The 22,724-nt window shown below is 55.8% G+C and carries 18 protein-coding genes and 2 tRNA genes; 9 read left to right on the top strand and 11 right to left on the bottom strand.

The annotated features are described in order from the left end of the window. The first annotated feature begins 38 nt into the window (after nt 1–38). Nucleotides 39–1,313: a citrate synthase gene (gene gltA / locus Q669_RS12235; RefSeq protein WP_011784657.1), complete on the top strand. Its 1,275-nt coding sequence runs from the start codon at nt 39–41 to the stop codon at nt 1,311–1,313. Nucleotides 1,314–1,393: 80 nt separating this feature from the next. Here gltA and Q669_RS12240 read toward each other — a convergent pair whose 3' ends face one another. After that, the gene (locus tag Q669_RS12240) at nt 1,394–2,599 is read right to left on the bottom strand and encodes a M48 family metalloprotease (RefSeq protein ID WP_022992472.1); all 1,206 of its coding nucleotides are present in this window, start codon (nt 2,597–2,599) and stop codon (nt 1,394–1,396) included. Nucleotides 2,600–2,940: 341 nt separating this feature from the next. On the opposite strand from Q669_RS12240, the gene Q669_RS12245 reads away from it, so the two are divergent. Beyond that, nucleotides 2,941–3,816 carry an NAD(P)-dependent oxidoreductase gene (locus Q669_RS12245; RefSeq protein ID WP_011784656.1) on the top strand — a complete coding sequence of 292 codons (876 nt, stop codon included), beginning with the start codon at nt 2,941–2,943 and terminating at the stop codon, nt 3,814–3,816. 67 nt (nt 3,817–3,883) lie between these two features. Here the strand turns inward: Q669_RS12245 and topA are convergent, their stop codons facing one another. The 3 genes from topA to fadB all read right to left on the bottom strand — a co-directional run bounded on the left by topA (nt 3,884) and on the right by fadB (nt 10,144). Further along, nucleotides 3,884–6,523: a type I DNA topoisomerase gene (gene topA, locus Q669_RS12250; protein WP_011784655.1), complete on the bottom strand. Its 2,640-nt coding sequence runs from the start codon at nt 6,521–6,523 to the stop codon at nt 3,884–3,886. 265 nt (nt 6,524–6,788) lie between these two features. After that, nucleotides 6,789–7,964 carry an acetyl-CoA C-acyltransferase FadA gene (fadA, locus tag Q669_RS12255; RefSeq protein ID WP_011784654.1) on the bottom strand — a complete coding sequence of 392 codons (1,176 nt, stop codon included), beginning with the start codon at nt 7,962–7,964 and terminating at the stop codon, nt 6,789–6,791. 32 nt (nt 7,965–7,996) lie between these two features. Continuing rightward, nucleotides 7,997–10,144, bottom strand: a complete 2,148-nt coding sequence (gene fadB, locus Q669_RS12260; protein WP_014421724.1) for a fatty acid oxidation complex subunit alpha FadB — start codon at nt 10,142–10,144, stop codon at nt 7,997–7,999. A gap of 315 nt (nt 10,145–10,459) precedes the next feature. Between fadB and Q669_RS12265 the strand changes: the two genes are divergently transcribed. Together Q669_RS12265 and Q669_RS12270 are read left to right on the top strand one after the other, a co-directional pair. Then, nucleotides 10,460–11,278: a hypothetical protein gene (locus Q669_RS12265; protein WP_022992474.1), complete on the top strand. Its 819-nt coding sequence runs from the start codon at nt 10,460–10,462 to the stop codon at nt 11,276–11,278. A 142-nt stretch (nt 11,279–11,420) separates the two neighbouring features. Next, nucleotides 11,421–11,852 (top strand): universal stress protein, encoded by a 432-nt coding sequence (locus Q669_RS12270; protein ID WP_011784651.1) that lies wholly within the window; start codon nt 11,421–11,423, stop codon nt 11,850–11,852. 25 nt (nt 11,853–11,877) lie between these two features. Here the strand turns inward: Q669_RS12270 and Q669_RS12275 are convergent, their stop codons facing one another. The 6 genes from Q669_RS12275 to Q669_RS12300 form a co-directional block, all read right to left on the bottom strand. Further along, nucleotides 11,878–12,549, bottom strand: coding sequence for a DUF6901 family protein (locus Q669_RS12275; protein WP_022992475.1), 672 nt, complete (start codon nt 12,547–12,549; stop codon nt 11,878–11,880). Next, a complete protein-coding gene (locus Q669_RS12280) occupies nt 12,546–14,483 on the bottom strand; it encodes an ATP-binding cassette domain-containing protein (protein WP_031209832.1) in 1,938 nt (645 codons plus the stop codon). Before Q669_RS12280 ends, Q669_RS12275 begins: the two co-directional genes overlap by 4 nt. A 4-nt stretch (nt 14,484–14,487) precedes the next feature. Next, nucleotides 14,488–15,285: an MOSC domain-containing protein gene (locus Q669_RS12285; protein ID WP_022992477.1), complete on the bottom strand. Its 798-nt coding sequence runs from the start codon at nt 15,283–15,285 to the stop codon at nt 14,488–14,490. A 131-nt stretch (nt 15,286–15,416) separates the two neighbouring features. Next, nucleotides 15,417–15,492: transfer RNA gene (locus tag Q669_RS12290), tRNA-Gly, on the bottom strand. Between the two features lie 98 nt (nt 15,493–15,590). After that, a complete protein-coding gene (locus Q669_RS12295) occupies nt 15,591–16,337 on the bottom strand; it encodes a TetR/AcrR family transcriptional regulator (RefSeq protein ID WP_022992478.1) in 747 nt (248 codons plus the stop codon). Between the two features lie 98 nt (nt 16,338–16,435). Continuing rightward, nucleotides 16,436–17,038 carry a DUF924 family protein gene (locus tag Q669_RS12300; RefSeq protein WP_022992479.1) on the bottom strand — a complete coding sequence of 201 codons (603 nt, stop codon included), beginning with the start codon at nt 17,036–17,038 and terminating at the stop codon, nt 16,436–16,438. A 101-nt stretch (nt 17,039–17,139) separates the two neighbouring features. Between Q669_RS12300 and Q669_RS12305 the strand changes: the two genes are divergently transcribed. The 3 genes from Q669_RS12305 (at nt 17,140) to Q669_RS12315 (ending at nt 18,625) form a co-directional block, all read left to right on the top strand. Further along, complete coding sequence (locus Q669_RS12305) at nt 17,140–17,517, top strand: sirohydrochlorin chelatase (protein WP_022992480.1); 378 nt, start codon at nt 17,140–17,142, stop codon at nt 17,515–17,517. Nucleotides 17,518–17,557: 40 nt separating this feature from the next. Further along, nucleotides 17,558–18,463, top strand: coding sequence for a TIGR01777 family oxidoreductase (locus tag Q669_RS12310; RefSeq protein ID WP_022992481.1), 906 nt, complete (start codon nt 17,558–17,560; stop codon nt 18,461–18,463). A gap of 86 nt (nt 18,464–18,549) precedes the next feature. Continuing rightward, a tRNA-Glu gene (locus Q669_RS12315) sits at nt 18,550–18,625 on the top strand. Between the two features lie 20 nt (nt 18,626–18,645). On the opposite strand, the gene ccoM is transcribed toward Q669_RS12315, so the two are convergent. Continuing rightward, a complete protein-coding gene (ccoM, locus tag Q669_RS20120) occupies nt 18,646–18,795 on the bottom strand; it encodes a cytochrome c oxidase subunit CcoM (protein ID WP_022992482.1) in 150 nt (49 codons plus the stop codon). A gap of 236 nt (nt 18,796–19,031) precedes the next feature. Here ccoM and Q669_RS12320 point away from each other — a divergent pair, with 236 nt between their 5' ends. Both Q669_RS12320 and Q669_RS12325 read left to right on the top strand, forming a co-directional pair. Next, nucleotides 19,032–21,491 carry an EAL domain-containing protein gene (locus tag Q669_RS12320; RefSeq protein WP_022992483.1) on the top strand — a complete coding sequence of 820 codons (2,460 nt, stop codon included), beginning with the start codon at nt 19,032–19,034 and terminating at the stop codon, nt 21,489–21,491. A 16-nt stretch (nt 21,492–21,507) separates the two neighbouring features. Further along, entirely contained in the window at nt 21,508–22,713 is a 1,206-nt protein-coding gene (locus tag Q669_RS12325) for an acetate/propionate family kinase (protein ID WP_022992484.1), read from the top strand. The last annotated feature ends 11 nt before the right edge of the window (nt 22,714–22,724 follow it).

The raw sequence follows: 22,724 nt of genomic DNA on the forward strand, positions 1-22,724 counted from the left end.
CAGAAAAGCTGTTATAGCTAATCAGACAGGAGAGCACCATGACCGACAGGAAAGCCACGCTCTCGGTGGGAGATAAGTCCATTGAGCTACCGGTTTATTCCGGCACCGTCGGCCCTGACGTTATTGACGTACGCGGCCTGGTACAGGAAGGCGTTTTCACTTACGACCCCGGATTTGTATCCACCGCAGCCTGCGAATCGGCCATCACATACATCGATGGCGCCAACGGTGTGTTGCTGCACCGCGGCTACCCCATTGACCAGCTGGCCGAGCACTCCGACTTCCTGGAAGTCTGCTACCTGCTGCTGAACGGCGAACTGCCCAGCGAAGAAGAAAACAAGCGGTTCCACGACACCATCAAAAACCACACCATGCTGCACGACCAGATGCGCAACTTCTTCAACGGCTTCCGCCGTGACGCGCATCCAATGGCCATCATGTGTGGCGTTGTGGGCGCGCTGTCTGCGTTCTATCACGACCAGATGGACGTTTCCGATCCCAAGCAACGTGAAATCACCGGCCATCGCCTGATCGCGAAAATGCCGACCATTGCGGCATGGTGCTACAAGTATTCCATGGGACAGCCTTTCATGTATCCACGGAACGACCTGTCCTACGCAGAGAACTTCCTGCACATGATGTTTGGCACTCCGTGCGAAGAGTACAAGCCAAATCCTGTTCTGGCCAACGCCATGGACAAGATCTTCATTCTGCACGCTGACCACGAACAGAACGCGTCCACCTCCACCGTTCGCCTTGCAGGCTCTACCGGCGCCAACCCATACGCCTGTATTGCGTCCGGCATTGCCGCACTCTGGGGCCCGGCTCACGGCGGCGCGAACGAAGCGGTACTGGACATGCTGGCCGAGATCGGCGACGAGTCCAACATCGAGAAGTTCATTGCCAAGGCAAAAGACAAGGACGATCCGTTCCGCCTGATGGGCTTCGGCCACCGGGTTTACAAGAACTTCGATCCACGCGCCAAAGTCATGGCTCAGACTGCCCACGAAGTATTGAGCGAACTCGGCCTGGAAAACGATCCGCTGCTGAAAATTGCCCAGCGCCTGGAAAAGATCGCCCTGGAAGACGAGTACTTCGTTCAGCGCCAGCTGTATCCGAACGTCGACTTCTACTCCGGCATCATCCTGAAGGCCATCGGTATTCCGACCTCCATGTTTACCGTTATCTTCGCCATGTCCCGTACCATCGGCTGGTTCTCCCACTGGAACGAAATGGTCAGCGGTGCCAACCGTATCGGCCGCCCGCGCCAGCTGTACACCGGCTCGCCGAAGCGGGACTACCCGAAGAAGTAAGCACACCACTTGCCTTCAACCAGAAAAAAGCCGCTGACTTCAGCGGCTTTTTTTCATTTCCCGGTCAGTCTTTCACCATGCTAACGACAGTCCGCCGGCAGTAGTTTTTCAACAGCGTTCTGACCATAGCAACTCCAGAATAACCCGCTATCGGTGACCTCCGGCTCCAGAACGATGTATTCCGACTCTCCGGTTTCATCAACCCCCATCTCAATGCCGATCACACCACCGTCATAGACATCGATAGTATAGTTTTCGCCAGAGCCCCCGAAGGTACCGCCATAACCAAGCTCCGCCATCGAGCTCGGCCAGGCCTGGTGTTCACTGACATAGGAATCGACAGAATCCGTAACCCCCAAACCTTCCAGGTAAGCATCCTGATAACGACTTCTCTCTACGTATTCCTGATACTGAGGAATCGCAACAGCGGCCAGTATGCCGACAATGGCAACCATCACGAGCAAGGACGCAGCCCCTCCCCCAACCCCGAGCCTCGGGACGAACAGAGCGAAAAACCAGGCTAACTCGCTCCGCCCCGGGTGAGATACTTCACGCCCTTCCGACAGGGCAATGGCCGCTGCCATCCGCTTGGTGAGCCAGGGGTAGTCTCCCGTTATTTCGTTGAAGGACATCCAGAAGCCGTTGGTCACAGCCACTTGCCCTACAAATGCGTCCACGTTGATGGTTTGCCAGCGGGTATCGCCAGCAGCGATTGCTGCCAGCGCTGCCTTGATGTCCTCCGGTGACTGACAGCAGGCTACACCGTAGCGATCACACGTGTATTCTTCGGCACGCCGCAACGCCGGCCCGATTACAGGCAGCCAGGCAGCGGGTGCCAGCACCGGCCCCCAGGAAAGATGGCGCCGGTGAATATGACCCAACTCATGACCGATGTAGAAATCAATAGCGTCCGGGCGCTCTTCCAACGCATCAACAACATCAGTGAACAGCACAACAAAATGCCGTCCAAGAAACTTGGTCGCAAGTGCATTGAAAAAGTCCGTCCGCAGGAGGTAGGCTTCCGGCACCTCCTTTACCCCAACCTTTTCGCAACAACGAATAAGCCGGTCATAGAGATCCGGATATTGCTCGCGACTGATTCGCACCCCAGACCCCTTCAGGTGTGAGATGAAAGCCGAATGGGCAAAGAGAAAGAACACGTACCCCACCAACAGATACAGCAATACAATACCGAGCGTCCCCAGTATCAGAGCCAGCCAGATGGCCACAGCAAGCACCGCCGTCACCAGCAGCAACGGTTTTTCATGTTTGTATACCAGATTCATTTACTTCCCTCACGAATAAACTACAGGCGGCATCACGGCCTCCCCCATTCGCTGAACAACAAGGATAAGAAGCACCGGGAGACCCAAAAACTGGTTTCTCACGGCCTGTAAGCATCCATGCGGCTAGCCTGCTAAGTATAAGAAGGCCTGGAAGCGCCTGCTATCGTATGCGCCTGAAATAGGCAGATAGTTTACCGGTCTGTGATTGGCGTCATGCCTGCATTGAGCATTCTGTGAGCCCAGACCAATGGATACCCCGCGAACGGTCGAAAAGGGTTTCAATCCTTTCGGCTCGATTTCATAATCAAAGCACACTGACACTCACCGACTGGAGTAAATCAATGACAACAACGGTAGCGTTTATTGGCCTGGGCGTAATGGGTTATCCCATGGCGGGGCATTTGGCAAACGCAGGACTTTCTGTCCGTGTCTGGAACCGGTCTGGCGAGAAGGCAACACAATGGGCGTCAGAACATTCAGGCGCCGCCTGTGATTCGATCGCGCTCGCTGTTAGAGACGCAGATTTTGTCATAACCTGTGTTGGCGCTGACAAAGATCTGATCGAAGTATTTGAAGGCGACGAGGGAATCATCGCAAACGCTCCAGAGGGCGCCATCCTGATTGACCACACGACGGCATCTGCGGGGATTGCCGAACGCCTGGCCGAGTCCGCTGGCGCCCGCAAACAGGCTTTTATCGATGCGCCGGTTTCGGGTGGTCAGCAAGGCGCCCAGAATGGCGCACTCACCATCATGTGTGGCGGCGCCGAGCAGGCGTTCGAAAAAGCCAGGCCGGTCATGGCGCACTACGCTCGTGCGCTCAACCTGATGGGCCCGGCGGGCAGCGGGCAGAAAACCAAGATGGTTAACCAGATTGCAATTGCCGGGTTGGTTCAGGGGCTTTCAGAGGCGCTGCACTTTGCCGAACAGGCAGAGCTGGATGTACGCAAAGTGGTAGATGTGATTTCCAAAGGTGCGGCCCAGTCCTGGCAGATGGAAAACCGTTCGGGAACCATGATTGACGGTGAGTTCGATCACGGGTTCGCGGTTGACTGGATGCGAAAGGATCTGGGAATCTGCCTGGAGGAAGCGAGAAAAGTGAATGCATCGCTGCCGGTTACCGCACTGGTAGACCAGTTCTACGCGGATGTGCAATCCATGGGCGGACGACGCTGGGACACATCGTCTCTCATACAGCGACTACGCAAGTTCCGTTAACGCGCCAGCGTATACGAGAATAACGCCCCCTCGCCTTCTCAAAGGCGAGGGGGCGCCACCGACCATCTTACTTTTTCTTGTCGCGCGGGACCCAGCGACCATTTTCAAACCACGCTGACCACCCCGTAGCCTTGCCGTCTTTCTCCGACATGACGTACTGCTCTTTTGATTTTCGGCTGTAACGTATCACCGTCGGATTGCCTTCAGGGTCCTTTTCAGGGGCATCCATCAGGTAATCGTATTTCGGATCGATTTCCTTACGGTGTGGCTTGATTTCCATCACTAATGGCGGCCGCGTTTCCCGATTTTTCGGGAATTTACTGGCTGCCAAAAACAGGCCGGACGCCCCATCACGCAGTACGTAGGTATCGTCCACCTTATCGCACTTGAGCTCTGGCATTGGCACCGGGTCCATTTTAGGGGGTGCCGGCTCACCATTTTTCAGCAACTTACGGGTGTTCTTGCATTCACTGTTGGTGCAACCGAAGTACTTGCCGAATCGGCCGGTCTTGAGCTGCATCTCGGAGCCACACTTGTCACATTCCAGCGTCGGCCCATCGTAACCTTTGATACGGAACGTACCCTCTTCAACCTCGTACCCTGAGCAGTCCGGATTGTTACCACACACGTGCAGCTTGCGCTTCTCGTCGATCAGGTAGCTGTCCATGGCGGTGCCGCATTTCGGACAGCGGCGTTTTTTCCGGAGCAGCCGGGTTTCACCCTCCCCTTCCACATCGTCATCAGCACTCACCACTTCGTCGCCAGACACCAGGTTAATGGTGGTCTTGCAGCGTTCCTTGGGTGGCAACGAGTAGCCGGAGCAGCCCAGGAATACCCCGGTACTGGCCACCCGGATCTGCATATTCCGGCCACAGCTCGGACACGGTATATCGGTTTCCGTGGGAGTATTGGCGCGCATACCGCCATCCGTCTTTTCAGCGCTTTCCAGCTGATTACGGAATTTGGCATAGAAGTCGTTCAGCACTTTTTTCCACTGAACCTCACCCTCGGCGATCTCGTCCAGCTCATCTTCGAGGCGCGCGGTAAAATCGTAATCCATCAGATTCGGGAAGGATTCCGCCAGTCGCTCGGTCACTATCTCCCCCATCTTCTCCGCGTAGAAGCGGCGATTCTGAAGCTTTACGTAGCCCCGATCCTGAATAGTAGAAATGATGGAGGCATAGGTGGACGGCCGGCCGATCCCCTGCTTTTCGAGCTCTTTGACCAGGCTGGCTTCGGTGTACCGGGGCGCCGGCTTGGTAAAATGCTGGGTTGGATCCAGTTTCTTGAGATCCAGGGGCTGATCCACCTTGATATCTGGCAATGCCACGTCTTCATCTTTCTTGGTGGACTGCGGCGCAGCCTTCAGGAAGCCGTCAAACTTGACGATTCGACCCCGGGTGCGCAGCTCGTAGTCGCCGTTGGCCACCACAATAGACGTACTCAGGAATTCGGCATCTGCCATCTGACAGGCAATAAACTGGCGCCAGATCAGGTCGTAGAGCTTCTCTGCGTCTTTTTCCAGGCCGGTAATATCCGTTGGCCTGCGAGCAACATCCGTCGGGCGAATGGCTTCGTGAGCTTCCTGGGCGCCTTCCTTGCTGCCGTAGACCCGCGGCTTCTCAGGCAAATAACGTTCGCCGAACTGCTTCTGGACGAACTCTCGACAGCTGACTACGGCATCCTGGCTGAGATTGGTGGAATCCGTACGCATGTAGGTAATAAAACCGGCCTCGTACAATCGCTGGGCCAGCATCATGGTTTTCTTGACGCTGAAACCCATGCGGTTACTGGCCGCCTGCTGCAGCGTAGAGGTAATAAAGGGTGCAGACGGACGGGATCGGGTCGGCTTGTCTTCGCGCTTGGCCACCTTGAAGCCGCCAGCCTTGAGCCGCTCAACGTGCTCCTTGCTCTGAGCTTCGTTGACAGGGCGGTAGGGCTTGTCGATATAACGGGTTACTTCGAACCGGACCGGGTCTTTGGCGCCCTCGGCAGCAAGGTCTGCATGCAATTGCCAGAACTCTTCCGGCACAAATTTACGGATCTCCCGTTCCCGTTCCACAATCAGTCGTACGGCGACGGATTGCACACGGCCCGCTGACAGACCGCGGGCAATCTTTGCCCACAACAGCGGCGAGACCATATAACCCACAACGCGGTCCAGGAACCGTCGGGCCTGCTGAGCGTTAACCCGGTTGTTATCGAGGTTGCCCGGATCCTTGAAAGCTTCCTGAATCGCCCGTTTGGTAATCTCGTTGAACACCACACGACGGTATTTGTCCGGCTCGCCGCCAATGGTCTCCTGAAGATGCCAGGCAATCGCCTCCCCTTCTCTATCCAAATCCGTTGCCAGATAGATGTGGTCGGCAGACTTGGCCAAACGCTTGAGCTCGCTGACCACCTTTTCCTTGCCAGGCAGAATCTCGTAACGGGCGCTCCAGTCATGGTCGGGATCAACACCCATGCGGGCTACCAGTTGCTCCCGGGCCTTACGCTTCTTGTGCTCGGCCTTCTCGTCCGGGCTCATCTTGCGCGTGGCCGCCGCCTGTTTCGCCCGTTCTTTCGGGTCTGACTGGCTGCCGCTGCCACTTACGGGCAGGTCACGGATGTGGCCAACACTGGACTTCACGATAAAATCCGAGCCCAGGTACTTGTTGATGGTCTTCGCTTTCGCTGGCGACTCGACAATAACGAGACTTTTACCCATATCGGAGATCTGTATCCTTGGCGATCAATCGGTCAATATCTGAACAGAACCGTAAACTCGCATAAAAATCAGGCAACTGGAAAACACAAAGGCTGCCATTCTGTATAGGCTCACTGTTTTACAGGGTCAAGATTGGCAAGACAACCCATTCTTTGATTTCAATCAGCCTTTTTTCCGGGTTCCGTCGCATTTTGCGCGTCCGGAAACAGGAAGGCCCGGCATATGCCGGGCCTCCTGACTGAGCTCACTAATCAGATACTCCTGATCAGATACGCTCCCACACAGTGGCAATGCCCTGACCAAGACCGATACACATGGTGGATACACCAAGCTTACCGCCTTTGGCCTGCATGATATTCAGCAGTGTGGTGGAGATACGGGCACCGGAGCAGCCCAGCGGATGGCCAAGAGCAATCGCGCCGCCGTTCAGGTTCACCTTCTCTTCCATGACGCCCAGCAGTTTCAGGTCTTTCAGAACCGGCAGGGACTGGCCAGCAAAGGCCTCGTTCAGTTCCCAGAAGTCGATATCTTCAACTTTCAGGCCTGCACGCTTCAGGGCCTTCTTGGTGGCCGGTACCGGGCCGTAACCCATGATCGCGGGATCGCAACCAGCCACGGCCATGCTGCGGATCTTGGCAATCGGGGTCAGACCCAGAGCTTCTGCCCGCTCGGCGGACATCAGCACCATGGCAGACGCACCATCGGTCAACTGGGAAGAGGTACCGGCAGTCACCGTACCATTTTTCGGATCGAACGCCGGGCGCAGCTGGCCAAGGGACTCAGCTGTGGTTTCCGGACGAATGGTCTCGTCTTCTTCGATCAGCTTCACAAAGCCGTTCTCGTCGTGACCTTCAATCGGAACGATTTCGTTCTTGAAACGACCTTCCTGAGTGGCTTCATGGGCGAGGCGATGGGAGCGGGCGCCGAACTCGTCCTGCTGCTCACGGGTGATACCGTGCATCTTGGCCAGCATTTCCGCGGTCAGGCCCATCATGTTGGACGCCTTGGCGGAGTACTTGGAAGCAGCCGGGTTGTGGTCGAAACCCTCAGTCATGGGTACGTGGCCCATGTGCTCAACACCACCGACCAGGAACACATCACCGTTACCAGTCTGGATAGCCTGCGCCGCGGTGTGGATAGCGCTCATGGCGGAACCACACAGACGGTTTACGGTCTGGGCAGCAGACTCGTGGGGGATACGGGTCAGCAGGGAAATCTGCCGCGCCACGTTAAAGCCCTGCTCCTTGGTCTGGTTTACACAGCCCCAGATCACATCTTCTACTTCTTTCGGGTCGAGCTTCGGGTTGCGCTCAAACAGTGCTTCAATCAGCGCAGCCGACAAAGTCTCGGCACGTACGTTGCGGAAACAGCCGTTTTTGGCACGACCCATCGGAGTCCGCACGCAATCGACGACGACAACGTCTCTCGGATTAAGGCTCATAGATCTTTCTCCGTTCGGAAATCTCGTTAGGGTTAGCCAAAGAACTTCTTGCCAGTCTTGGCCATTTCACGCAGCTTCTCGGTCGGCGCGTACAGCGGGCCAAGATCTGCGTACTTGTCTGCCAGTTCGACGAACTTGTCGACGCCCATGTCGTCGATGTAGCGCAATGCACCACCACGGAACGGAGGGAAGCCGATACCGTAGATCAGGCCCATGTCTGCATCGGCCGGGTCTTCAACAATGTTGTCTTCCAGGCAGCGAACGGTTTCCAGGCACAGAGGAATCATCATGCGGGCGATGATTTCTTCTTCGTCGAAGTCTTTGCTGCCGTCAACCACAGGCTCGATCAGCTTGTAGGTTTCTTCGTCAACAACCTTCTTCGGCTTGCCCTTCTTGTCTTCTTCGTACTTGTAGAAGCCTTTGTCGTTCTTCTGACCGTAACGGTTGTTCTCGAACATCACGTCAATGGCAGACTTGAAGTCGGCCTTCATGCGCTCTGGGAAACCGTCAGCCATCACTTCGTTGGCGTGCTTGGCGGTATCCATGCCGACAACGTCCAGCAGATAAGCCGGGCCCATGGGCCAGCCGAACTTTTCCATCACCTTGTCGATCTTCTGGAAATCGGCGCCGTCACGTACCAGCGCGGCAAAACCACCGAAGTACGGGAACAGAACACGGTTAACCAGGAAGCCCGGGCAGTCGTTGACGACAATCGGGGTCTTGCCCATCGCTTTGGCGTAGGCAACCGTAGTCGCGATAGCCCGGTCACTGGTCTTCTCGCCACGGATAACCTCAACCAGCGGCATCATGTGCACCGGGTTGAAGAAGTGCATGCCACAGAAGTTCTCCGGACGCTTCAGGTTTTTGGCCAGAAGGTTGATGGAGATAGTGGAGGTGTTGGAGGTAAGAATGGTGTCTTCGCGAACTGCATCTTCAGTTTCACGCAGAACAGCATCTTTGACCTTCGGATTCTCAACAACCGCTTCAACCACCAGGTCAACGTTCTTGAAGTCGCCGTAGTTGAGGGTCGGAGTGATCGCGTTCAGCACGTCGCCCATCTGGCCGGCGTCCATCTTGCCTTTGGCAACACGCTTGGACAGCAGCTTCTTGGCTTCATTCAGACCCAGCTTGATGCCGTCCTGATTGATGTCCTTCATAATGATCGGTGTGCCCTTCAGTGCAGACTGGAACGCAACACCGCCACCCATGATTCCGGCACCCAGTACGGCGGCCAGATTCACATCAGAAGCTTCTTTTTCCCAGGCACTGGCTTTCTTCTTCAGGGCCTGGTCATTCAGGAACAGACCAACCAGACACGCGGCAACGTTGGTCTTGGCCATCTTGGCAAAGCCTTTGGCCTCTACCTCAATCGCCTTGTCGCGGGTCATGCCGGCATGCTTCTGCATGGTCTTGATCGCTTCCACCGGCGCCGGGTAGTTCTTGCCAGCCTTGCCGGCCACGAACGCCTTGGAAATCTCGAATGCCATCATGCTTTCCATGGCATTGAGCTTGATCTTGCCTTTCTTTTCTTCACGGCGAGCCATGTGGTCCAGCTTGCCTTCATTGCACTGCTTGATGATCGCAACGGCAGCTTCAACCAACTTGTCAGCGCCAACAACAGCGTCAACAGCACCGGTTTTCAGAGCGGCATCAGCGCGGTTTTCAGTACCACCAGCAATCCACTCAACCGCATTGTCGACACCAACCAGGCGGGACAGGCGAACCGTACCGCCAAAGCCCGGGAAGATACCCAGCTTCACTTCCGGCAGACCTACCTTGGCCTTGGGAGCCATGACACGATAGTCGGTCGCCAGACACATTTCGAAACCACCGCCCAGAGCGATACCGTTGATAGCGGTAACCGTCGGGAACGGCAGGTCTTCAATGGCGTTGAATACTTCGTTGGCCCTGAGGTTGTTGGCCACGAGGTCTTCCTCGGAACCAGCAAACAGCTCGGTAAACTCGGTGATATCGGCACCGACAATGAAGCTGTCCTTGGAGCTGGTTACTACCAGGCCTTTCAGGTTCTTCTGGGATTTGAGTGCTTCAGCTGCGGCGCCCAGTTCTTCGATGGTGAGACGGTTGAACTTGTTGACTGACTCGCCTTGCAAGTCGAAGTCCAACTGAGCGATCCCGCCTTCGATCTCTTTAACCGTGATGGCTTTACCTTCGTAAATCATCAACTGATCTCCAGTCTGTGTTTGGAACTGCTGACAACCGGCGGGCGTTGGCCACCATGCCGGCTGTTTGTGCAGCGAGATTTCGGTCACTGCCCGATCTTCCGATCCAAAAATTCATACAGTCGTTTGAATCGTGAGGGCACACGATGAAAAAAAAAGACGCGTTTGTCAATTTGTTTCTGAATGAAACCTGCAGAAAAAAGGGAGCTGACTCTGTAAGCGCCGGAAACTACTTGATTAGCCGGCAGACTTACTTTAACTTCGGGTTACGACTTTAGTCCACAATAATAAAACTGCATTACGGAGACTCATCCGATGAAAGACGCCCGCCTGCGGATCCAGTCGTTGATTGCCGCGTTCATTCTACTCGCCCTGACGGCTTTGAGCGCAAAGGCCCAGGAAACCGGGGCAGAGTTTCTGTCTGACCTCCACGATTTCCGGGTCAATAACTACCTTGCTCTCGATGCCTTTTACAGCTTCAGTGCGACCGGCGATACCGAAACGCTGAACCGGATCGTTGTCGGAATCAATTACTCCAACGACGCCATGAATTCCGTAGTGGCGAGCACCAGCGGCGTTCTTTCTGAACAGCAGATTGAGGAACTGAACCAGGCCTTCGACCAGTTCAAGAATCTGATGCGCGGCAACATCAATGAGGTACGCGACCGGGGCTATCCGGATCTTCGCCTGATGGCCGACCTGGCAAACCAGGCCCAGAGTATGAATAACCTGGCTACCGAGCTCTATTCGGTAGCACAGGAAAGCAGCGGAATTAAGGCGGATACCCGTATTGAGTCGGCTCGTTCAGCCGCTGTGGTCATGGCCCAGATGATGGCCCGTTATGCCGCCAGAACGCACTCGTCCGTCGCCCAGACCTTCCAGGGAGCTTCCAGCGAAGTTCCGCTCGACGAGCAGGCCAAGACATTCGATCAACTCCTTTCCTCACTCAGGGCCGGCTCAACAAACGGCGAACTCAAGACTGCCCTGGACGATGTCGCTTCCAAATGGCAATTCATCCGCAGCTCGTACATCAACTACAACGAGAACAACGTGGGCTTTGTGATTGATCGCTACTCGAAAGGCATCATTGAAGGCCTGACCAACGCTATTGACCTGCTACGCGCCAGCGCCTGACGCTCTTCCGGGGTGAGCGGCCAGCTCACCCCAGCCAAATCCCTCCCCCGGTTGATACCGGTCAGCATGACAAAACACTTTCCCCGGTATACTCTCGGTACTATTCTGAACATATTCCCCAAGTACGAAGGAGCGCTAAGTTATGTCCACCTATAAGAAAATGCTGGTTGCCATTGATCTGACTGAAGAGGCACCACAGGTTCTGAACAAAGCCAAGGCGATGTGCGATGCCCAGGGAGCCGAGTTGCTGCTGGTTCACGTTGTTGAGCCGGTTGGCTACGCCTATGGTGGCGATATTCCTATGGATCTGTCTGAACTGCAGGATCAGTTGGACAAAGCCGCTCGTGAACAGCTGGGCAAGTATGGGGATGAATATGGTATTGCGGCGGCCAACCAGGTGGTAACCGTCGGCCGGCCAGAATCGGAAATCCACCGGCTGGCCAAGGAGCACAACGTTGACCTGGTGATCGTGGGAAGCCATGGCCGTAAAGGCTTCCAGTTACTGCTTGGCTCAACTGCCAACGGCGTTCTTCACGGCACGGAGTGCGATGTACTGGCCATTCGTATTCATTGAGACTCGTGATGGAAGGGGGACGGCCCTAGCCCTCCCCCTTCATCCTGGCCTGAAGCTTCCTGAGCTGGCTTTCCAGAGAAACGCTGACACTCGAGGCCATTGAGAAAAAGTTGAGCAGTGCCTTCAGATTACTGTCGCCCTTGCAAACAGCATGTATCCGCTGCCAGAGCGCCTGATTCACCAGCTGTAATCGCTGATTACGCTCCACCAGACCTTTCAGTTCCCAGTCCGCTTCCTGCTGATTCCGCTTTGCGAAAAGCTGTTGAAGCAGATAATACCCCACACTGCGCATCACAAATTCGTCACTGTTGGCAAACGGCAGGTGGTGGAGCGCCATCGGCTTGAGCTCCGAAAGCACAGGGCAGCCACTGGTAGCCATCTTGAGCCCCAGCAGAGAACGCAACGCCTCTTCCAGCGTCGTCTGCTTGAAATAGGAGCGGCGCTCATCCGTCACGGTTACATCCACTTTCTGATACGCGTCTTCCGCCTGAAACGCCTCTACGACCGGCAGAATCTCGGTTGCCGCCGGGCAATACGGGGTCTCGCCAGGCTTCAGCGGGCAGTTCGAACACTGACAGTGTTCGAGACGAACCCAGGCCGGCAGTGACTGACCCTGCGGCGGCGAGGAGGACTCCCCAGTTACCTTGAACTCGATATCACGGCCATCCTGAAATTTGAAATTGTAATTTATGTTCATTGGTTCGCCTGTTCTTCCAGCTCCATCCACCGTTCAATCACCGACTCCAGGCGAGACTCCGTTTCCGCCAGCTGTTCCAGAGTGGCCGATACATCTTCCGGTGGGCCTGAATAAAAATCCGGTGCAGAAATTTTATCCTGAAGCTCAGCTACCTGCTGCTCCAGTTGTTCGATTTTGCCGGGCAATTGTTCCAGCTCAAGTTTAAGCTTGTAGCTCAGTTTGACGGGCTTTGATTTTGCCGACTGCCCCACAGTACCGCCATCCTGACCTGGCTTTTTAGCGGAACTGTCGGGTTTATCACGCTTATCCTGTTTGTCCAGTCGGCTTCCCGATGTTTCAGAGGGAAAACGACCGCCTTGCCGACGCCAATCGGTGTATCCACCCACGTATTCCATCACCGCCCCGGAACCGTCCAGGAAGATGGTATCGGTCACCACGTTATCGAGAAATTCCCGGTCGTGACTGATAACAATCACGGTACCCTTGAACTCTGAAAGCTGTTCTTCCAGCAATTCCAGGGTTTCGACGTCAAGATCGTTGGTAGGTTCGTCCAGTACCAGAATATTGGCTGGCTTACTGAACAATTTGGCCAGCAACAGTCTCGCCCGCTCACCACCGGAGAACACACGCACAGGAGAGCGTGCCCGTTCCGGGGTAAACAGAAATTCCTGCAAATAACCCAAAACATGCTTGCTCTGACCATTGATATCGATGAATTCCCGGCCCTCAGCCAGGTTATCCAACGCATTTCTCTGGAGATCCAGCTCTCCCCGAAGCTGGTCAAAGTAGGCGACCTGAAGATTCGTTCCCAGCCGAATACTTCCCTCAGTGGGTGTCAGCTCACCTAACAACAGGCGCACGAGGGTCGTCTTGCCCGTGCCGTTCTCACCAACCAGTCCGATCTTGTCGCCCCGGAGAATGGTGAGATCCATATTGCGAACCACTGGCTCGCCATCGACATAAGAGAATCCGGCATTGCTCGCTTCCGCAACCAGCTTGCCCGAAATATCCGCCAGCTCTACGGCAAAACTGGCGGTGCCACCCCTCACCCGGCGTTGCCTGTGCTCTTCCCGCATCGCTTTGAGCGCTCTCACCCGCCCCATATTCCGGGTGCGGCGAGCCTTGATACCCTGGCGGATCCAGGCCTCTTCCTGTTTCAGGCGCTTGTCGAAAAGCGCGTTCTGGCGCTCCTCTTCCTCCAGCGCTTTTTCCTTAAGCTCCAGATATCTGTCATAACTGGCCGCAAAACTCACCAGCTGCCCCCGGTCCAGCTCCACGACGCGAGTGGCCATTCGCCGGATAAAGGCACGGTCATGACTGACAAACAACATGGCCCCCCGGAACTGCGATAACGCCTCTTCCAGCCAGGCAATGGCGGGCACATCCAGATGGTTGGTTGGCTCATCCAGCAACAGAATATCCGGGTCTGCCACCAACGCCCTGGCCAGAAGCACTCGCCGCTGCCACCCCCCGGAAAGCGTATTCAGTACCCGATCCGGATCCACTCCATACTGCCCCAGAATCGTGGTTACCTTCTGGTCAAGCCGCCAGCCATCCAGAGATTCCAGCCGTTCCTGAACCTTCATCAAACGCTCAAGACTGGATTCGTCCGCCCTTTGAGACAGCCGGTGGAATTCCGCCAACAGGTCACCGGTTTCCGGAAATGCGGAAGCCACCACATCATAGGCCGTACGAGTGTCGTCCGATGGCAAACTCTGAGGCAACACCGACAGCACTGAGCCATCTTCCATGCGCACCACACCGCCGTCCGGCGTCACTTCCCCGCTGACGATCTTCAGCAGCGTGGATTTCCCCTCACCGTTTCGCCCCAACAGACACACCCGTTCACCGGGCTCGATGGTCAGGCTGGCCTCATCCAGCAATGGATGCATGCCATAGGCGAGCGAAATCCTGTCTAGCGTTAACAGTGGCACTGTATCAATTCTCCTGATTCAAAACGGTTACCTCATCGCCCACAGATATCTCGCCGGGCTTCTGGTGCACGGCATTTTGCCCAAAAATAACGCCGTCCCGGGTCTTTCGATAGCTGGCCAGAGTCTTGAGGGGCTGAGTGGCGGAATCTTTCTCGCCAGTATCCGGGTTGACCGTGGTCATCACACAACGGGAGCAGGGTTTGACAAGATCCAGCCGGCTTTCACCAACGCTGACGCTCCGCCAGGTGTCTTCCGCCCAGGCCCCCGCCCCCTCAACCACAATGTTCGGCCTGAAGCGACGCATATCGACCGGGGATTCGAGACGGGAATTGAGCTCATCCAGAGACGACTGGTTAACCACCAGCAACGGGAAGCCATCGGCAAAACCCACTCGGCGTTCAGCACTGACACGACCAGGATCCACCCGCCGGAAACAGCTATCAGGCATATAAACCAGCCTGAGCGTTTCTCCGCAATAGCGGCTCAAGGCCTCGGCAGCACGATCAGCTCCGGCAGTGGCAACCACCTGATCTCTCCAAACCGTTACTTCCACGGCGTCTGTGCCGGCCGTAAGCGGGAAAAGCCCCTCGCCAGGCACATCAATAACCACCACACCCTCCTGCAGAGCAGTGTAAACATTGGCGAGCTGAGGCAACCGACGCTGAGTGACGAAGCGGTTATCCCCATCAACAATCATCCAGCGGCGATCACCTTGCGGGCCGAAATCATCCAAGCTGAAACGGGACACTTCGATTCCAGCCAACGATTTGACCGGGTAGATATAGAGGGTTTTCACCTTCATGGCTTCGCCTTCCTCAGTTGCCGGATTATTCAGGAAATGGCTGCCGAGTATAACTGACGAGACAGAGGTAGTGAGTGATTTTGCGAGGCTATAAACGAAGAAACCCGGCCTTAGGCCGGGTTTCCGAATTCTGGAGCGGGAAACGAGATTCGAACTCGCGACCCCAACCTTGGCAAGGTTGTGCTCTACCAACTGAGCTATTCCCGCTGATTGCTGCCGGGCGTTGCCTGACAACGGCTGCGTATTCTACTGATAACTCGGGGGCCGTCAACACTTTCGTGAAAAAATTTAACAACCGCTGATAATCATGGTGCTCGCAGGTCTTCGGGTTCCACCCCTAGGGCCAACTGCACAATTCTGGCCACGGATGCACTCAATACCTCAGCCTCGGTGCCGGGCACTTCCAGCAGCAGATCGTAGCTCATACCCAGCACTACATTGACGATCAGGGTACCGTCCTGACGAGGGCACGGCGAATCCAGTCGTACCAGGAGCTGCTCGAGACCATCAATCCAGGACTGCCGATACCGACGAGCCACCCTGGCCAGACGGTCATCTCTGAGGGCCTCCATCAAAAACACCTGCTCTGCCAGCACCTGCTCCCTCCGGCGTGTAAACTGCTCCTGCATCCAGGCCCGGGCAAAGTCGGTCAGGCGCTGACACAGCTCCGGACGAAACTCAGCGCCGCGGCGCAATTGCACCTCAGGCACACCATCAAGTACCAGATTCAGGGTGTCATGGAAGGCTTTCAGTTCCGCACCGGCCTCCTTCGCGTACAGCATGAAGGCATCGCTGATCAACTCGTTGATGTCCCGGAAATAATAGGTGGTTGCGGCCAGGGGAACCCCCGCTTCCCTGGCGACGGAACGATGCTTGATACCTTTGATACCGTCCTTCGCCGCTACCCGGATGGTTGCCTTGAGAATAGCATGACGCCGGATTTCACTTTTGGCACGAGTGGTTCTGCCACCCCGCCCTGGGGCCTTGTTATCATTGTGCATAGGTTTATTGGCGCCCGGGCCGTCGCACATCGCCGGGTTGGAAGATGACATCCTGTTCTCACTCCGTTGATTTTCTTGTTATTGCGTGTGAATGAGTGTGCCCGTTATCGACATCCAATTCGTTGAACCGATCATCAAACTGGCCAGCTCTACTGGCCAAAGCGTGGCCCACCTTCAAGATAAGCCAGTTCGTCCGCCGAGGAGGCGCGCTTCAGGGCCTTGTTGCGATGGGGAAACCGGCCAAACCGGGCAATAATATCCCGGTGATCGCGAGCCGATTGCAGAAAGCTGCCAAGAAAGTCTCCCAGAACGCCATCTGTGGTGGCAGACAACTGCTGATAGCACTCTACTGAAAGATCCTGATCAGCCAGCTTCTCGGAGTGTTGCAGCGGCATATAAAGAAAGGCGCGTTGCACCGGGGGCAGATCCAGATCCTGTCCTCGCTGCATTGCGCCACGGCACAACTGCCTGGCCAGCCGGTCATTGTCAAAGGCCATGGCGCCTCCGCGAAAAATATTACGGGTGAACTGGTCCAGCAGAAGAATCTCAGCAAGCGAGCCTCCGGCGGCTTTACGCCAGTGATCTAACCCTTGCTCCGAGGCAAACAGCACCAGAGACAGAAACCGGCGCCGGATTTCCTGATCGAAGGCACGGTCACTGCGAAACCAACGGTTACGATGATCGCGATCAGGAATACCGTTTTCATCTAATTGACCGAACCAGAAATCCAGAAGCTCTTTCCAATCGAACATCTGACAACTCCCTGATACATTGATTGTCAGGATCACTTTAAACGACCCACTGTCGTCAAGTTTACGGTCGTATCAAGACAAACGACCAGATCGGAGATGTTATGACCCAACCACACCAGATTATTCTACTGGCCCACGGCAGCAGCGACGCACGCTGGTGCGAAACCTTCGAGAAACTGGCCGAACCGACCGTAGAGTCAATCGAGAACGCAGCCATTGCCTATATGGAACTGGCAGAACCCTCACTGGATACCATTGTGAACCGGGCCAAAGGGCAAGGCGTAGAGCAATTCACGGTCGTCCCGTTATTTCTCGCTGCGGGCCGCCACTTGCGAAAAGATGTGCCAGCCATGATCGAAAAGCTGGAGGCGGAACACGGCGTTACTATCCGCCTGGCTGAACCAATCGGGAAAAATCCGAGGCTTGGACTGGCCATCCGTGATGTGGTTAAGGAGGAACTGGAGCGCTCTGAACACTGACAAAGAACCAACTACGGATTCCGATCGCAGGAGGGAACCCATGGACAAACGTATATTGGTTACCGGTGCCACAGGGTTTATCGGCCACATACTATGCCGAGAGTTGATTGAACGCGGTTATGGGCTGACAGTTCTCAGCCGTCAGAAGTCGGATGCCGTGCGCTCCATCTGCGGCCGGGTAGAAGTCACGGATGATCTGGAAAAGTTGCGCGCACACCCGGGCTTCGATGCAGTTATCAACCTGGCAGGGGAAGGCATTGCCGACAAACGGTGGAGCCATGCCCGCAAGGAACAACTGCGTGCCAGCCGCATTGATCTTACCCGCACCCTGGTCGGAGTGGTCAGAACCTGGAGCAACATGCCGGAGGTTCTGGTATCCGGCTCTGCCGTCGGCTTTTATGGCAACCAGGGGGATCACCTGGTTACCGAAGACACAGAACCCCATGATGAGTTTACACACCAACTGTGCCGGGACTGGGAACAGGAGGCACTGAAGCTTGAAACTGATGGCGTGCGCGTTTGCCTGTCCCGCACCGGCGTGGTGGCCGGCCGTAACGGCGGTTTTCTGCAACGCATGATCCTGCCCTTCAAGCTCGGGCTTGGCGGAAAGCTGGGCTCCGGACGGCAATACATGCCCTGGGTTCACAGGGACGACGTGGTTTCCGGCCTGCTCTGGATGCTGGATACGCCAACGGCAAGCGGCCCCTACAATATGGTCAGCCCGAACCCGGTCACCAATGCGGAATTTACGAGAACGCTTGCACAGGTTCTACACCGCCCAGCCGTTATACCGGCTCCAGCGCCTGCGCTGAAACTGATGCTGGGGGAAATGGCCGGGCTGTTACTGACCGGTCAGAAGGCGATACCGGAACGGCTAAAACGTGAGGGTTTTGAATTCCGGTTTGCGGAACTGGAAGCCGCGTTAAGGGAAAGTGTGGGAACTTAACTTTTTTAAGAAAAAGCGTTGACAGCCCAAGGCACCTTACTTAATATACGCGCCACCTCGACGAGGCAAGCTTTTGAAAACGTTGCGTCCCCTTCGTCTAGTGGCCTAGGACTCCGCCCTTTCACGGCGGCAACAGGGGTTCGAACCCCCTAGGGGACGCCAATTTCAAAGCTGTCTGCTCGTCAGCTGCCATGACCACCCTGGTGGTGCTTTCCTCCTTTAGCAGCATGGCTCTTCTGATCCTTCATGACGAAGATGCCAACTCCGACGAAGAAGCCAATCATCAGCAATACTGTGGCGATTCCGGCGATTACAACTGCGTCCATATACATGGCTATGTCTCCTGTACCTGTAAAACTTGATTAAGCTCAGGTTACGCCGGCACCGCCTGCCCCGTATTGATCTGCATCAAGCTCATTTCGTCATTGCAATAATTGCCAAAGTGAGACGCTCTCCCCCATTTCTCCCGATTTATCCTGAGTTTGCAGCGCATTTGCCATAAACTGCTGCTATAGTCGTAGGCAAGGGAATACAGGTAACAAAGTCAGGGATCGCTTCTGTAATTGCTATGTCCGATACTTCCTTGGATGGTCGAAAAATCAAAGACATGCCAGACATTGCGACGCGTTTGAAACGTTTTCGTGCAGCCTCTCCTTTATCTTTCCGGCTGGTGGCATGGATCCTTCTGTTCAGCTCTGCTTTTACACTGCTCGCATCCGGCATCCAGATCTACTCAGACTACCGGGAGGATCTGTCCAAGATTGAACAGCGGATGCAGGTTATCGAATCCGGTTATCGTTCCAGTCTTGCCCAGAGCCTGTGGGCGCTGGATCAAAAGCACCTGCAAACCCAAATGGACGGTATCCTTAGTCTGCCCGATATCGAACACCTTCGGCTCCGGATTGAACCTGACTCGGAGCTGGTCATGGGAGAGCTCCCAAGAGAAGCCGATACCCTCACCCACAGTTTTGAGCTGATCTATCGTGACGATGCCGAGTTCCAGCTGGGCGAACTCACCATAACCGCCAGCCTGCAGCGAGTGTACGATGAGCTGCGGCGCCGGGTGGGGTTCATTCTTGGCACCCAGTTCCTGATCGTTTTCTTTGTTTCCATTCTGATTCTATGGATCTTCCGCCACCTGGTCACCCGCCACCTGGCTGACATGGCTGACTACACCCGCGATCTGTCATTGCGGAATCTTGCGCGCCCGCTGGAACTGGATAGGCCAGATACTCCCGCTTACCAGCGTGATGAACTGGGTATGGTGACGGAAGCCATTAACCAGATGCGCGAACGCCTTACCGATGACGTGGCAAGGCGGGAACGGGATGAAGCCGAAATTCGTAAATTCTCCAAAGCCATCGACCAGAGCCCGTCTTCGGTTCTGATCTGTGACCGGCAATGGCGCATTGAATATGCGAACCGGAAATTCAGCCAGCTGACGGGGAACAGCCCGTCTGAAATCATCGGCAAGCATCCCTCCTCACTCATTGACCCTGGTGTGGATTCCCACGAAGCCAGACAGCTCTGGAAATCCATCAGGCTTCAGGTACAGCGCGTGGGCGTTTGGCAAGGCGAAGTCAACAGCACACGGAAAAATGGCGAGCGCTACTGGGAACAGCTTGTGGTCACCCCTATCAAGGACAATAACGGTGAAACCACCGGTTACCTGATACTCGGGGAAGACATCAGCATCCGCAAACGTTACGAGCAACAGCTGTTGCGGCAAGCGAATTATGACATCCTGACCGGGCTACCCAATCGTATGCTTGCCCTGGACCGCCTGAAACTGGCGCTGGCCCAGGCAAGGCGTGATGAGTCCAAGGTTGGGGTGATGTTCCTGGATCTGGACAACTTCAAGCACATCAACGATACCCTCGGCCACGACGCCGGTGACACCCTGCTGATTGAAGCCGCACGCCGGATCTCCAGCTGCCTGCGCGGCACCAGTACCGTTGCGCGGCTGGGTGGTGATGAGTTCCTTGTGGTGCTGCCGGGGCTGAACGGGCCGGACGCCTCTTCCCAGGTTGCCGAACGTATTCTGAAAACCTTCGCACCGCCGTTCATGCTCAGCGGCCAGGAAGTGTTTGTTACAACCAGTATTGGCATCGCCACCTTCCCGGACGACTCGGATAACAGCGGCACCCTGCTCCAGCACGCCGATGCGGCCATGTACGAGGCGAAACACAAAGGCAAGAGCGCCTATGCCCGTTTTACTCCGGAGATGAGCGAGGTTTCTCACGAGCGTCTGCAAATGGAATCTCACATGCGCAAGGCCCTGGAGCTGGGTGAATTCGAGCTCTATTTCCAACCCATTGTCGACACCGCCAGTGGTGGCCTGGTGGCGGCAGAAGCCCTGCTTCGCTGGAACAATCCGGCCATGGGCATGGTGATGCCAGATCGCTTTATTCCGCTGGCCGAGGAAACCGGCCTGATCATTCCGATCGGCGAATGGGTCGTCAAGGAAGCCTGTCAAGCCGCGTACTGCTGGCAGGCGATGACCGGGCGCGAGATCAGCATTGCCGTCAATGTATCACCACGCCAGTTCCGGGACCCCGGGTTTACCGACGCCATCATGCGCGCGCTGAACGACAGCAATTTACGGCCGGAACTGCTGGAACTGGAAATCACGGAACGGCTGATTCTGGACAATTCCATCGAAACCGCTGATATCCTCAAACAACTCGACAAAGTTGGAATCCGCTTGTCGGTCGACGATTTCGGAACTGGCTATTCGGCACTCAGCTATCTGAAAAGCTATCCGTTCGATACCCTGAAAATCGACAAGTCATTTGTTCAGGATGTCCTGAAAGAGAACGAAGATGCTTCCCTTGTCCGCGCGATCATCAACATGGCCCACAGCCTCGGCCTGAAAGTGGTTGCCGAAGGGGTTGAGGAAGAAGACCAGACTCACTTCCTGAAAGCAGAGCATTGCGACTACTCCCAGGGTTACTTCTATAGTCGCCCCCTGCCCGAGCAGGACTTCATTCACTGGCTCGAAACCAATGAGCGGGCCAATCTAAAGTAATCAATACGGCACAACCATGGACGACTCAATCCTGGTCGTGAACTGCGGCAGTTCATCACTGAAACTCGCCCTGTTTGATCACGACCACCAGAAAATCACCTCCGCCCTGGCGGAAAGACTTAATCAATCCGATGCCTTTGCACGCATCAATGGCGATGAAACACCGGTTCACTTACCTTCCGGTGCCAGCCACAGCCAGGCGCTGGCGGCGCTCGTCAACGCATTTAAAGACCGGGCTCTGATGACGGGCGAACCCATGGCTGTTGGCCATCGAGTGGTCCATGGGGGCGAAACCTTCCGTGAAGCTTCGTTGATTGATGATCAAACGGTATCCGCCATTGAAGCCTGCGCTGCGCTGGCCCCCCTGCATAACCCGGTAAACCTTGCGGGCATTCGCGCCATGCAGGCGCTGTTCCCGAACGTTCCACAGGTCGCGGTGTTCGATACCGCTTACCATCAGACCCTGCCCGAGCGCGCTTACCGATACGCACTACCGGAACGGTGCTACAGCGACTGGGGAGTGCGTCGTTACGGCTTCCACGGCACCAGTCATTATTTCATGGCACACGAGGCCGCTCGTCTGCTGGACAAGACACCAGCCACCACCTCAATTATCTCTGCCCATCTGGGTAACGGTTGTAGCATCACAGCGATCCAGAATGGGCTCAGCGTCGATACCAGCATGGGTCTGACTCCGCTTGAGGGACTCGTGATGGGCACCCGCAGCGGGGACGTCGATCCCGGGCTGTTTGACTACCTCGCAAGTCGGGGTATGAGTGCCGGTGACGTCCACGAGATGCTAAATAAAGAAAGCGGATTACAGGGACTCTCAGGCCAGACCAACGACATGCGAACCTTGTGCGAGCTGGCTGACCATGGCCACGAACCCTCACAGTTGGCAATTGACGTATTCTGCTTCCGCCTGGCGCGGTATATTGGAGCGATGACCGCGTCCCTGACAAAACTGGACGCTCTGGTCTTCACTGGCGGCATCGGTGAAAACAGTGCCCGCATTCGCCAGGACACAACCCGACATCTGCACCTGCTTGGGATTGAGCTGGATCCGGACCTCAACGAGCATCACGGCCGCTGGAGTGATGGCCGCATCAGTTCCCCGGACTCGCGTTATCCGGCGCTGGTCATTCCCACAAATGAAGAACTGGTGATTGCCCGAGAAGCCTCCCGCCTGGCCGCTGCCGGCACCGAACACTCCGAAGAATGAAACCTGGAACA

Source organism: Marinobacter sp. C1S70, from assembly GCF_000475355.1.
GTDB lineage: Bacteria > Pseudomonadota > Gammaproteobacteria > Pseudomonadales > Oleiphilaceae > Marinobacter > Marinobacter nauticus.